Origin of the sequence: Streptomyces acidiscabies, assembly GCF_020010905.1 — a bacterium.
GTDB lineage: Bacteria > Actinomycetota > Actinomycetes > Streptomycetales > Streptomycetaceae > Streptomyces > Streptomyces acidiscabies.
This window is the reverse complement of record NZ_JAGJBY010000002.1, coordinates 2,851,733-2,864,097: the sequence shown is the minus strand read 5'-3', so window position 1 is coordinate 2,864,097 and position 12,365 is coordinate 2,851,733. Positions and strand designations below refer to the sequence as shown.

11 protein-coding genes are annotated in these 12,365 nt (G+C 65.3%); 7 read left to right on the top strand and 4 right to left on the bottom strand.

Going from position 1 to position 12,365, the window contains the following annotated elements:
* Positions 1-178: 178 nt before the first annotated feature.
* A complete protein-coding gene (locus tag J8M50_RS39300; RefSeq protein WP_010356371.1) occupies positions 179-1,075 on the top strand; it encodes a LysR family transcriptional regulator in 897 nt (298 codons plus the stop codon).
* Between the two features lie 87 nt (positions 1,076-1,162).
* Here the strand turns inward: J8M50_RS39300 and J8M50_RS39295 are convergent, their stop codons facing one another.
* Genes J8M50_RS39295 through J8M50_RS39280 form a run of 4 tightly spaced genes read right to left on the bottom strand, consistent with a single transcriptional unit; the run spans position 1,163 to position 6,100 of the window.
* Entirely contained in the window at positions 1,163-2,212 is a 1,050-nt protein-coding gene (locus tag J8M50_RS39295; RefSeq protein ID WP_100216832.1) for an ABC transporter permease, read from the bottom strand.
* Positions 2,209-3,225: an ABC transporter permease gene (locus J8M50_RS39290; RefSeq protein ID WP_050987314.1), complete on the bottom strand. Its 1,017-nt coding sequence runs from the start codon at positions 3,223-3,225 to the stop codon at positions 2,209-2,211. The genes J8M50_RS39295 and J8M50_RS39290 overlap by 4 nt, the downstream gene beginning before the upstream one ends.
* Complete coding sequence (locus J8M50_RS39285) at positions 3,222-4,832, bottom strand: sugar ABC transporter ATP-binding protein (protein WP_010356374.1); 1,611 nt, start codon at positions 4,830-4,832, stop codon at positions 3,222-3,224. Before J8M50_RS39285 ends, J8M50_RS39290 begins: the two co-directional genes overlap by 4 nt.
* Before the next feature lie 35 nt (positions 4,833-4,867).
* Positions 4,868-6,100 carry a substrate-binding domain-containing protein gene (locus J8M50_RS39280; RefSeq protein ID WP_078481086.1) on the bottom strand — a complete coding sequence of 411 codons (1,233 nt, stop codon included), beginning with the start codon at positions 6,098-6,100 and terminating at the stop codon, positions 4,868-4,870.
* A 1,106-nt stretch (positions 6,101-7,206) separates the two neighbouring features.
* Between J8M50_RS39280 and J8M50_RS39275 the strand changes: the two genes are divergently transcribed.
* From J8M50_RS39275 to J8M50_RS39250, 6 genes are all read left to right on the top strand, one after another.
* The gene (locus J8M50_RS39275; RefSeq protein WP_010356376.1) at positions 7,207-7,626 is read left to right on the top strand and encodes a carboxymuconolactone decarboxylase family protein; all 420 of its coding nucleotides are present in this window, start codon (positions 7,207-7,209) and stop codon (positions 7,624-7,626) included.
* A gap of 147 nt (positions 7,627-7,773) precedes the next feature.
* Entirely contained in the window at positions 7,774-8,478 is a 705-nt protein-coding gene (locus tag J8M50_RS39270; RefSeq protein WP_050987315.1) for a GntR family transcriptional regulator, read from the top strand.
* Between the two features lie 579 nt (positions 8,479-9,057).
* Complete coding sequence (locus J8M50_RS39265) at positions 9,058-9,885, top strand: N-acyl homoserine lactonase family protein (protein ID WP_010356378.1); 828 nt, start codon at positions 9,058-9,060, stop codon at positions 9,883-9,885.
* Positions 9,879-10,286, top strand: a complete 408-nt coding sequence (locus J8M50_RS39260) for a hypothetical protein (RefSeq protein ID WP_141655612.1) — start codon at positions 9,879-9,881, stop codon at positions 10,284-10,286. Before J8M50_RS39265 ends, J8M50_RS39260 begins: the two co-directional genes overlap by 7 nt.
* Positions 10,270-11,178 (top strand): alpha/beta fold hydrolase, encoded by a 909-nt coding sequence (locus J8M50_RS39255; RefSeq protein WP_063748114.1) that lies wholly within the window; start codon positions 10,270-10,272, stop codon positions 11,176-11,178. The genes J8M50_RS39260 and J8M50_RS39255 overlap by 17 nt, the downstream gene beginning before the upstream one ends.
* Positions 11,179-11,327: 149 nt before the next feature.
* Complete coding sequence (locus J8M50_RS39250; protein WP_010356380.1) at positions 11,328-12,083, top strand: glucose 1-dehydrogenase; 756 nt, start codon at positions 11,328-11,330, stop codon at positions 12,081-12,083.
* Positions 12,084-12,365 lie beyond the last annotated feature (282 nt).

Sequence of the window (12,365 nt, the reverse complement as noted above, 5' to 3'; positions counted from 1 at the left end):
TTCACGGCGCGGGACCGATTCCGTCCGGGGCGGCTGGTGAGCCCCTGCGGTTGGTCTCTCCGTGTCGTCGGTCCCTCCGTGCTTCTCAGGGCCGGCGACCGCTTGATAAAAGGTTAGGAGAGTGTCACGCTGCTGTGAACGAGCAGTTTCAGAACCTAAACTTCAGCGAGAGAGAACGATGGAATTCGCCCAGCTGGAGATGTTCGTGGCTGTGGCCGAGCACGGTGGGATCACCGCCGCTGCCGAGAAGTTGCTACGAGCCCCTTCCAACGTTTCCACCCGTATCCGGCACCTGGAAAAGGAGCTGGGTATGGACCTGCTTCTGCGTGACAAGCGACAGGTCACCCTCTCCGCCGAAGGGGAGGCGTTCCTCGAATACGCGCGGCGTTTGATCGACATCGCCGATGAGGCGAAGTCTCTGGCCAACGGTGAGCGGCCGCACGGCCGATTCCGCATCGGCGCTCTCGAAAGCACCTCTGCCGTACGGATCCCTTCGCTGCTGGCCGAGTTCCATCTGAGCTACCCGGAAGTTGACCTCGAGCTGGAAGCCGGAGCCTCCGGCATGCTGTTCGATCATGTTCTCAAGGGTCAGGTAAGCGCCGTCTTCACCGACGGCCCGCCCGCCTCCCCGGTTCTCACGGGAATGCACGCGTTCACCGAGAATTTGGTCATCCTCACCCCCGAGCCGGTGAAGACGATCGATGACGATTTCCGACAGTCGAACCCGACTGTCTTCCTCTTCGGCACCGTCTGCTCCTACCGCCAGCGATTCGAGGACTGGCTGGAGGAGAGCGGCATCAAACCCGGAAGAATGGTGGAAATCTCGTCCTACTACAGCATGCTCGCGTGCGTGGCCGCGGGAGCCGGCATCTGCATGATGCCGCGTTGCCTCTACGAGTCCCTGCCCGGAAGCAACCGGGTGACCTGCCACCCCATCAAGGGTGACCTGGGACGTGCGGAGACATGGCTCACCTGGCGCCGTGACGCCCGCTCCGCCAACCTGCGGGCCTTTGTACGGCAGGTCAGGGCGCACCTGGCCGACCTCTCCGAGCAGCAGGCCCCCCTCGCCGCCTGAGCCTGGACGCCCGCGTTGTCGCCGGACAGCACGGAAGTGGTTCCCGCCATGCTGTGCGCATGGAGGGAACCACTTCGGTGCACTGCCCTATATCTGGGTGCGGGGATGCGGTTGACGCCCGTACAGGGCGACCATGGGCACGATGAGCAGACCGAGCACCGCCTGCTGCGCCGCTGCGGACAGCCCCAGTCCCACGAGAACAGTCCCCAACAGGGTCATGACGGCGACGCCCAGCACCGTGGCCCCGTATCCGCCGCGGCCACCAAGCAGCGACGTGCCACCGACGACGACCGCGGCGACCGTCGTGAACAGGTACGGGCGGCCGACATCCGCGAAGGCGCCTCCGCTGAACCCGAGCAGCAGGATGCCGACCACCGATGCCATCGCGGCGCTGAGGGCGAAGGTGCCCAGCCAGATGCCGAGTTGCGGCACCAGGGCTCTTTCGGCAGCCGTCCGATTGCCTCCCATGGCATACAGTCCGCGCCCCGGCCAGGTGCGGCGCAGGACGAGGATGACCACGACGGCCAGCGCGGCCCACAGCCACACCGTGAGTCCGACGCCGGTCCCAAGGAAACTGCCGTTGGCAGACCCGGCGTCAGTGAGCCATCCGGGAACCCGACCGTACACAGTCCCCGCCTGGTCGGCACCGACACTGACGACGATCTGCGCGCCTCCCAGCACGGCGAAGCCCATGCCCAGGCTCAGGATCAGGGATCTTCCGGGCTGGAAGTAACTGATCAGGCCTGTGACCGTGCCTACCACGAGCGCCAGTGCGACGACGATCAGCACGCTGGACCACGAGGACAGTCCCTGGCCGAGGAGCCAGAGCATCACGATGTTGGCGGCGCCGACGACGAAGGGGATCGAGAGATCGAGCTCGCCGAGGAGTGCACACAGCGTCTGGCCTATGGACACGATGCCCAGGAAGGCGCCGAACACCAGCATGGTTTTGAGGTTCGTGCCCGACCCGAAGCCGTCCACGGCGAGCATGCCGGTGAGGACGAGGGCGACCACAAGAACGCCGGCCATGAGGCTGCTGTTCTGCGCCGACTTGCGCAGAACAGCACGCGTAGCGCGCGGCTGCACGTGGCCGTCACCGGTTACGGGGTTTTCGTTCCGCGCGGACATCCCACTCATGCGAGCACCTCCACTCGGCCATGGCGACGTCGCCTTCGCAGACCGCTCCTCGTGAAGACGGTCCCGACCGCCAACGCGAGAACCAGAATCAGGCCGTACACCAGTTGCACCACGAAGCTGGCAGCGGCCCCGAAGTCGAACGTCGCCAGGGCATCACTGATCAGGAAGACATCGATCGCCCCGACGACCGCGCCCAGCGCGCCCCCGCGTCCGCCGCCGACGCTGATGCCGCCGAGCAGCAGCGCGGTGACGACGATCAGCGTGTACTGCTGACCGAACGCCGGATCGCCCGAGGCGATCACCGCGGTGTAGAGCACCCCGGCGAGACCGGCGTAGACACCGGCGATGGCGTGCGCGCCGACACGCGTGAGGACGAGTGGTACGCCGCTTGCGAACGCGGTGCGCTCGTTGAACCCCATAACCCGCAGGTTGTGAAAGAAAGAGGTCCGCGCGATCAGCGTCCACACGACGAAACCTGCCACGAGGACACCCGTTACGGGGGAGAACACCGATGTCGGGGCACCCCAGGCGGTCAGCCAGGCGGGCGCCATGCCGTCGGGCTTGTCGGTGATCATCAGGTTGACACCGGCCAGGACCAGAAATCCGCTCAACGTCACGATGACCGGCTGCAGTCTGAGACCGGCGATGAGGAGGCCCTGGACGACCTCGAAGAGCACCGACACCCCGATCGCGAAGGCGATGATGAGCAGGGGGCTGGTCACTCCGGACTTGATCAGCCAGAACACCAGGCTCACGTTGACGAAGCCCACGAGCGGCCCGATCGCCAGGTCCACCCCTCCCCGGCCGGCCATGGCGACAGGAGTCAGGGCCATAGTGGCCATGATGAGTGGTGCGGCGCTGACGATCGCATACGCCGCTCCGTCGCTGGTGAACAGGTGGGGGCCGCGGACCGCGGCGAGCGCCAGCAGACACACCAGCAGGCTCACGGGAACAGCCGCATATCCATGGCGATCGGCGAGCCGACGAAGGAGGGAACTGTTTTCCGCAGTCATGATCGCAACTCCTTGTCCCCGTCGGGACGGCCGTCTGCCTGGCCGAACATGGCGGCGAGTACGCCGTCCACAGTGATCTGTTCGCCCTCCAACATCCTGAACAACGAGTCGTCGCGGAACACGGCGACGCGATGGCAGAGCCCGATGAACTCCACGATCTCCGAGGAGAGGAACAGGACGGTGCTTCCCTGCGAGGAGAGCTGGCGCAGCAGGTCGTAGAGGCTGTGCTTCGCGGAGATGTCGACCCCACGGGTGGGATCATTGAGCAGGATGACCCCAGGATCGGCTGCGAGTGCTCGGCCGATGAGTACCTTCTGTTGGTTGCCTCCGCTCAGGGTGCCGATGGGCGCTGAGGGCCGGTTCAGACGGATCGACAACGCTGCCCGCTGCTCCTCGAAAGCCTTCTGCACCGCTCCGAATCGAATCACGCCTCCGGACCGCTGGGTGCGGAACAGGGGCATACCGAAGTTCTCGAGGATCGACAGGTTGGGGAAGGTTCCTTCGAGCTTCCTGTCACCGGGGATGTAGGCGACGCCGGCGTTCACCGCGTCCTTCTGCCTGGTGATCCGCAGCTCGTTCCCCTGCCTGTCGGCGACGGTGATCGTGCCTTCGGCCGCGGGCCGGATGCCGGCCACTGCCTGGATCAACCCGGCCTGTCCCTGGCCGTCCAGGCCTATGACGCCGACTATCTCGCCTTCGGCCACGTCCAGTTCGAACGGCGTCGCACCATGGCGGAGGCGTACACCGGTCGCACGTACCACGGGGGCACGCTCTCCCTGGAGCACGGGCGGCGGATGTGCGGCGGTCGCCGCACCCTCGCCGAAGTTGGCGGCATCGCCGGTCATCATCTCCAGGAGACGGTTCTCAGTGATCTGCGAGCCCTCGAGCGTGCCGACATCCACCCCGTTGCGCAGGACGGTGGCCCGATCGGCGAACCTCGTCAGTTCCTCGATCCGGTGCGTCACGATGAGCACGCACATCCCCGCGGCCTTGAGGCGGACCGCCGCCTCATACAGCCGCTCTGCTCCGGAGTGGTCCAGGGCGGCCGTGGATTCGTCGAGGATGAGAACACGCGGCTCGCTGAGCAGAGCCCGTGCGATGGTGACCCACTGGCGCTTGCTCAACGGAAGGTCGTCAACGAGGCCGTACAGGTCGAGTGGTTCACCGAGCAGCCCGGTGAACACCTCTGCGGCGCGGCCAAGTTGCTCGGCCCTGGGCCCCTTCCGGATCCGGGGTGCCTCCGTGCCGATGAAGAGGTTGTCGAACACGGTCATGCCTTCCGCCAGGAGGACCTCCTGGAAGACGGTGGCCACACCGAGGCTTCGCGCATGCGCGGGGCTGCCCGGCGTGCCGCCCTGCAGTTCGACGGTCCCCGAGTCGGCGGGGAAGACACCCGAAATGATCTTGGCGAGCGTGCTCTTGCCGCTGCCGTTCTCCCCCACGATCGCGTGGACCTCGCCGCGCCGAGCGGTGAACGAACAGCCCTGCAGCGCCTTGGTGTCACCGAACGCCTTGTGCACGTCGCGCACGCAGAGGACATCGTCCGCGATGTCGTCTCGTGCGGTCACGCTCGCGTCCCGCGGACCGGAAGTGACCTCGGCCGTCAACGTGTCCTCCCTCCGGTTCCGGCGCGTAGTACGTGTCATCCCGTGCTCCCGCTGTCCGGGACTGCCACGTCCTTGCCGAGCGGCGCCTTGGGCCGCAGGAAGAAATTGTCGAGATACTTCTCCGAGAACCATTCCTTGGGCTCGATCCAGGTCGCGTCGTTGACGTCACAGCCACTCGGCACGATCTTGCGGATGTCGTCGATGCCGTACTCGGTGAGCTTCCGGGTGATCGACTGGATCTTGGGACCCTGTCCCTGGAGGATGCGGACCATGATGCTCATGGCACCGGTCGCCTCGCTTCCGGGCGGCCACACGTTGAACAGCCGGGTCTTCCACTCCGGGTGCTTCGTCCAGTAGCAGGCGGCGCCCTTCTCACCGCCGATGGTCATCGGCGGCAGCTTGCGCCCTGATTCGAGCACGGCCTGCATCACGCCGATCTCCTGCGCGGACTGGGTGACGATGCCGTCGATGTGCTCCGGGTGGGTGGAGAGGAACTTCAGGACCTCGGTCTTCGCGATCTGATCGGTCCACTGTCCGGCCACGGTTCCGACCAGCTTGATGTTCGGATACTTTTTCAGGGCAGCCTTGACGCCCCTGTCGACGCTGTCACTGGATGCGGCTCCGGGAATGCCGTTGACATAGAGCATGTTGCCCTTGCCACCCATCTGCTTGGCCACGAAGTCGGCCATGGCGGCACCGCCCTGGACGTAGTTGCCGTACACGTTCACCGATCCCTCGGCCGACGTGAATCCCGAGAACGTCACGACAGGAACGCCGCGCGCCTGGGCGTAGTTGACGGCAGGGTTGATGGCGGTGGACGAGCAGCACAGCAGAATGATGTCGGCGCCCTGGTTGACCAGCTGATGTATCTGCTGGATTTGCGTCGAGTCATTCAGGTTGGACTGGGTCACGATCATCTTGTCCACCAGCCCGGCCTTCTTGTAGGCGGGGACGAGGACCTTCTGCAGCTGGTTGAGCGACCCGGATCGCCAGGTGTTGCCGGCGTACGAGCTGGCGTATCCGATGGTCCACGGTGGGCTCTGTTTCGGCTTGAAGTTCACGAAGGGCGATGAGCCGGTCGGCCCGTCAAAGTCCGTGTAAGCCGCTCTTATGTCGCTCGGCAGCGATTTCAGCCCCTGCTGTGATGACTTCTGTGTGCCGGATTCTGCTCCGTTCGATCCGGCACATCCGGCGACTGCCAGGACCAGTGCGGCGAGGACCGCAAGCAGGGCAAGTTGGGTTCGTTTCAACAAGGTGAGTTCCTTCATCGGAGGGGCTTGCATCTGCCGCATGCGTAACCCGCGCTGCATCCGTCTTAGGCCTGGCGAAAATAACCGTGACCCTCGCCGTCGGATCCATTCGGCTGTCGCTGAGCGCCCGTTCCCTCAGTGATAGTGAGACATTTTTCATCCGGTTCGATCTGGTTGTCCCGGAAGGAGATAGAGGGAAATGCGGCTAGGTCGGATGGGCCCGCCGGGGTCGGCATACCGGCGGTTCGCCGGAAGCTCGACGCCGATGTCCTTCGCGGCCGATCTGCCGCGACTGATCGTCGCACCGCCCGATGCACTGTGGCGAGCAGACAGTAATACCGTCGACATGCGCAGACAAGGGGGTGGGCAAAGATCCTCGACACTCCTCACCCCGGCATCTCTGATCGACTTCGGTCCTACCGGGGAGAACATCCACCATGACCTGGCCCTCGCTCGTCTTCGGCCGGGGCTCCTCTCCTGCAAGGGCGCACGCAAACAACCGGCACCTCCAGCACCCATCGGGCCGACACCGGCCGGCGGCGCTTCGCGAGGTCTGCACTTGAGCGCACGTCGCGGCTTCGTGGGGGAGAGCTGGTCCCAAGCCCGGCAGATCGGCCCCCACCCGGCTCTACCAAGCCGGCACCCGGCCTCTGCCGCTCGCAAACGGTGAGTCACACCCTTGCCCGACTCGTATTACCGTAATACTGTTCCGGTGGAGGGCGGGCCCATCCCTCCGGATGACGGGTCGCCGCCCCACGGACACAGCGAAGGCCCACGAACTCAGGCGCTCAAAGGGTCGCCCGCCAGCCTGCCGCCCGCTTCGCGAGGAGACCCAGCCATGACGGATGGGCAGACGCGCGTTGCGGGCCGGTTCCCGTCTCGGAGCGAGCATCAATACCCCGTGCTCACGGCGGGCAACATCGCACGCGCGGACCATTCCGTGCCGGAATCCGTATGAGCGCCCAAACCTGCGGGCACGGGCGAAGCGGCCAGGGCTGCGCCCCTGCGTCGCGTCGCCCACCTACCCGTGCGTTGAACGCATGGTCGGCGCCAAGCTGCGCTGGGCGTAGGCGCCGCCCGCACCACATCGGCAACATCCATCCGTACGACGAAGGGAGAGCCGCATGGCCACCGAGGCCGAGGCTCAGGCATACATCGACGACATGGCTCGCGCGCGCGGTTACGTGCTGGACTACCACAAGGTGATGGCCAAGCAGGACTTCGACGTCCTGACAGCGACCAACAACCTGGTGTCCAGCGCCTATCTCAAGCAGCGGAAGCTGGACCGCGCGACCAAGGAACTCATCTTCATCGTCAGCCTCACCGTGATGCGGGCCTCAAAGGGTCACATCCAGACCCACATCCGCGTCGCCCTGGACCTCGGGCTGAGTCCGGGAGAGATCCTCGAAGCCATCGAGATCGCCCTGCCGGAGGCCGGCATCGTCGCCTTCCAGGCAGGCTTCGACGCATGGCGCGAGGTGGTGGGGGCCGATGGTCTCGAGCCCACCGTCAAGGTGCATGAGGGCGGTTCCGGCTCCAACTGACCTCGTCCTCCGTGTCTTGGTCCCCCTCATCGCTCCGGGACCAAGGCGCGGCCCCGTCAACAACTGGGACCCCGCGACCACCCGGAATGCCGCCATGCCCTCGCCCTCCTCGACGAGTACGTCGGGTCTTACCGTATTATCAGGAACATGACGACTGAGGCTGCAGATTCGACCGTCGATGCCGTTCCGAGGATGGCTGCCCCTTTGCGTCAGCAGGTGATCGAACGGCTTCGCGACGCGATCTCTGGGGAGCAGTTCCAACCAGGTGAGCGGCTGGTGGAGAAAGTCCTGTGCGCGCGCTACGGCGTGAGCCGGACGGTGATCCGTGAGGCCCTTCGGCATCTCGAGGCCGAGGGTTTGGTCGACATCGTGGCGAACCGGGGTCCTGTAGTGCGGGTGCTCTCCGACCAGGAGGCAGACTCGCTGTACGAGGTGCGCGGGGCCCTTGAGGGCCTGGCCGGCCAGCTGTTCGCCGAGCGAGCCACGCCCGCCCAGCGGGAGCAGCTCCTACGTGCTTTGGATCAGGTGCGTACGGCGCTCGCCGACGGCTCGCTTGTCAGGTTGCTGGAGGTGAAGGACAGCTTCTACGACGCCTTGATCGAAGGGTCGGGCAACGGTGTCATCGGTACGGCCCTGCGCAACATCCACACCCAGATCCGCATGCTGCGCTCGCTGTCGCTGCAGGCCGAGGGCCGCCTCCCCCACACACTGCGGGAACTGGAGGGCATCGTAGAAGCCACCGTCGTGCGCCGAGACCCGGAACTGGCCCGGATCCGCTGCCTGGAGCACGTGGCAGCAGCCGCCGCCGCCATGCGCTCTGCACGCGAAGCCAGGCGGGCCGTCGAGGCCTGATCGCAACGGCCGGCCTCACTACGCCCCTGACCATCTATCGCGCATTCTGCGCATCACACGTCTCGTCGGCCCATCATCAACGCCGGACGGACAACAGCCGGGTGCCCTGCGCGCGCCGCCTTCTTGAGACCACCGCCGGGATGTACACCTCCCAGAGCAGGCAGAAGTAGGCCTTGCCCATAGTGTAATACCGTAATATCGTCATCTCATCCAAGGCTGGTGAACAGAAGGACGCAGTCACCCCGCCCCGATGAGGCCGTCCATAGCTGGCTGGCTCCATCCGAAAGGCATCGTTCCCGTGGCCAGAGCGGACACAACAGCGCCGACAGGTCCTCGCCCACCGCTTGCCGGACATGGGGCCAGGACCACCGTCGCGGTCGGTGTCGGCAGTTTGACGGGGCGGCCCGACTTCGGTCGTCACGTTCTTCGCGACGACCGCGGGCCGGCTGTTCTCCCCCGCTCGAGGCATCCCCGGCAGTCGGCCGCTGAGGCGGCCCAGCACTCTGGGACCACCTTGCGCTCGCGATCGTTGCCGGGCTCGGTCCCTTCGCCGCCCTGACGCGACCTCACGGAGAAAAGATGAGCAACAAACAGGCTGTTCCTGAAGACCTCTACGAGGTGACCATCGTTCGCTATGGCACCAGAGAAACCCTGCGCAGCGACGTCTTCCTCAATTACCCGTTCTACGGCCTCTCCGACGGACCTATGACTGTCGACTACTTCTTCTGGGTGGTCCGCGGCCCCAACCGGACATTCATCGTGGACACCGGCTTCAACAACGAGGCGGGCCGAAAGAGGCAACGCACGACGTGTGTGGACCCCGTGACAGCGATGCGGTCCCTGGGTATTGACCCGGAGGCCCAGAACGACGTCATCGTCACCCACGCACACTACGATCACATCGGCAATCTCGGCTCCCTGCCGAACAGTACCGTCTTCATGTCCCGGCGCGAATACGACTTCTGGACCTCCGAGATCTCCGACAAGACCCTTCTCCGGCAATTCACCGAAGCCGCGGAGATCGATCAACTCGTTGCTGCCGAGAAAGCGGGCCGCATGATCTTCGTGGAGAACGGATACTCGCCCGCGCCCGGGATCACCCTCTTGGAAATCAGCGGGCACACCCCAGGACAGCTGGCTGTACTGGTGGAGACCTCGGAGGGACCGACGCTGCTCGCGTCCGACGCGGTGCACTTCTACGAGGAGGTGGAGCGGGACATGCCCTTCGTCTCGCTGACCAGCCTTCTCGACACGTACAGCGGACTCCAGACCGTCCGTGACCTGCAGGCGTCTGGAGTGCGCCACCTGGTGACGGGCCACGACGCCTCGACACTCCAGCGATTCCGCCCTCAACGGGGCGATCTGGGGGAACACGCCGCCGTTATCGGATCCAAGGAGGAATGGTGACCACATCGGGCACCGCGAGTTTTCCCGATGAATCATGGATCGGGCGATGGATCGAACACGTTTGGAAAGACCCCGAGTTGTGCCACACGGGCAGGTTCAGCAATTTCCTGATCGAGCTTGTCGTGAGTGACGGTCGAGAAATCAAGCTGACCTACCGAGCGGGAACACTGGCTCTCGGCGACAGCGAAGAATCTGACGGAGAAACCCTAACCCTGTGCGCGGATCTCCACACATGGACCGAGCTGTTCCACGGCCCACCCCAGCCGCTCCGGCATGATCTCCTGGCTCTGCTCAAGCATTCTCAGGGAATCGAACTACGCAAAGGCCGGCTCACACTCATTCGTAATTTGCGGGTCATTACGCGCCTGGTGGAATTGGGGAAGAATGTCGAAATCCACTGAATCGGTCGTCCTGGAAGAGACGGTCGGACGTTACGTCCATCTCACTGCAGGCGGTGTGCGCTACCGCATCTATTTCGAAGAAGCGGGCTCAGGCCCGGTGCTGCTGTGCCTGCACACGGCCGGCGCCGACTCGCGGCAGTTCCGGCAGATGATCAATGACCGAGAGCTGACCTCACGGTATCGCGTGATCGCCTTCGACCTTCCGTGGCACGGCCGCTCCCTGCCTCCCGACGGCTGGTGGCGCGAGGAGTACCTGCTGACGACGGACTCCTACCTCCAGATCATCCATGCTTTCGCCAACGCGCTCGAACTGCGCTCCCCAATCGTCCTTGGGTGCTCGATGGCCGGTTCGATCGTGCTGGAACTCGCCCGGCGCACCCCGGATCGCTGGCGCGCCGTCATCGGCCTGTCCGGTGCGCTCAAGGTGCACGGTCGGTTCCAGGACTGGTCGCTGCGCCCGGACATCAACGCCCAGCAGTCCGTGCCGAGTTGGACCTACAGCCTGATGGCCCCCTCGAGCCCGGAGGAATGGCGTCGGGAGGTGTGGTGGATCTACAGCCAGGGCGGCCCGGGCATCTACCGGGGCGACACCTACTTCTACTCCGAGGACCTGGACCTGACGGAGAAGACAGGGGATTTCGACACGAAGCGGTGCCCCGTCTATCTGTTCACCGGTGAGTACGACCATGCCTGCACGGCCGACGAAACCGAAGAAGCCATCAGCAGGATCAGCGGCGCCCGTGGCGGGCGGATGGCAGGGATCGGGCATTTCCCGATGGCGGAGAACTATGCGCTGTTTCGCGAATACCTCCTGCCGGCCCTCGACGAGATCAGCGAAGTTGACACCACTACGGCGCCACACGAGAACCCGGCAACCGCAGCAGGAACATGATCAACACATGCGGTGTGGCAGCCCCACCGGCCTTGGTCACCCATGCGCGATCGGCTCTCCGTGGGCTCCCCTGCCGAGGACATTCGGCGGTACGACACCAAGCAGCGGGGGCCCTGGGCCATATCAACACCTTTGACTGAGGAGCATCCATGGATTTCCACGGCAAGACCGCGATCGTCACCGGCGCCGGCAGCGGCATCGGCCGGGCCACAGCACTGCGGCTGGCCGCACTCGGCGCCTCGCTGACCGCTGCGGACAAGAACCTGGCGGCAGCCGAGGAAACAGCGGGCCTGGCCGGAAAGCGGGCAGTGGCAACCTGCACCGACGTCAGCAGTTCCGCTGACGTGCAGAAGATGGTCGCCGCGACGGTCGAGGCGTTCGGGAGGGTCGACATCCTGGTCAACAACGCCGGGTTCGGCTTCCGCGGCACGGTGGAGACGATCTCCGAAGCCGACTGGGATCGACTGATGGCCGTCAATACCAAGAGCGTCTTCCTCTGCTCAAAGTTCGCACTTCCTGAACTGGTCAAGACATCCGGCGCCATCGTGAACGTCACCTCCTACACCGCTCAGGTCGGCATCCCCGACCGTGCTGCCTACGTCGCCTCCAAGGGCGCGATCGCGGCACTGACCAGGGCCATGGCCGTCGACCACATCGGCCAGGGCGTCCGTGTCAACGCGGTCGCACCGGGGACCGTGAACTCCCCGTACTTCGCCAGGATGCTCGCCGAGTCCGACAACGCGGAGCAGCTGCGAGCCTCACTCGACGGGCGCGCGCCGATCGGCCGCATGGCCGAGCCGGAGGAGATCGCCGATGCCATCGCCTGGCTGGCCAGCTCCGAGTCGCGCTTCGCCGTCGGCACGGTGCTCACCGTCGACGGCGGCACGTCCATTTGGGGTCGCTGACCCCCCTTGCCCGCAGGGCGTGAGGGTGTCAGTCAACAGCCATCAGGATGCCCAGGTGGGCAGCCGCGCAGTCCCACGCCGGCCTCGCTCGATGTCAATCCGGACGGGATCCGTCCCGTTCCCTTGACATTGCCGATGACGGTATTACGGTCATATGGCTGTCGGGTTTCGAAAGCTGATCCAGCGCCTCCGACTGGCCCGCCCACTCCGTTTGAAGCGGCGCCTGCCCCTGACCCCCGTGACCCAAGAGCCGTCGTCCGGCCCTGACGCCGCAGAAGGACG

Bases quoted from the DNA above. Each gene is read 5' to 3' on its own strand.
- J8M50_RS39260 (WP_141655612.1), top strand. From the start codon at position 9,879: ATGGTGACCACATCGGGCACCGCGAGTTTTCCCGATGAATCATGGATC.
- J8M50_RS39265 (WP_010356378.1), top strand. From the start codon at position 9,058: ATGAGCAACAAACAGGCTGTTCCTGAAGACCTCTACGAGGTGACCATC.
- J8M50_RS39270 (WP_050987315.1), top strand. From the start codon at position 7,774: ATGACGACTGAGGCTGCAGATTCGACCGTCGATGCCGTTCCGAGGATG.
- J8M50_RS39255 (WP_063748114.1), top strand. From the start codon at position 10,270: ATGTCGAAATCCACTGAATCGGTCGTCCTGGAAGAGACGGTCGGACGT.
- J8M50_RS39290 (WP_050987314.1), bottom strand. From the start codon at position 3,225: ATGACTGCGGAAAACAGTTCCCTCCTTCGTCGGCTCGCCGATCGCCAT.
- J8M50_RS39280 (WP_078481086.1), bottom strand. From the start codon at position 6,100: ATGAAGGAACTCACCTTGTTGAAACGAACCCAACTTGCCCTGCTTGCG.
- J8M50_RS39275 (WP_010356376.1), top strand. From the start codon at position 7,207: ATGGCCACCGAGGCCGAGGCTCAGGCATACATCGACGACATGGCTCGC.
- J8M50_RS39295 (WP_100216832.1), bottom strand. From the start codon at position 2,212: ATGAGTGGGATGTCCGCGCGGAACGAAAACCCCGTAACCGGTGACGGC.
- J8M50_RS39300 (WP_010356371.1), top strand. From the start codon at position 179: ATGGAATTCGCCCAGCTGGAGATGTTCGTGGCTGTGGCCGAGCACGGT.
- J8M50_RS39250 (WP_010356380.1), top strand. From the start codon at position 11,328: ATGGATTTCCACGGCAAGACCGCGATCGTCACCGGCGCCGGCAGCGGC.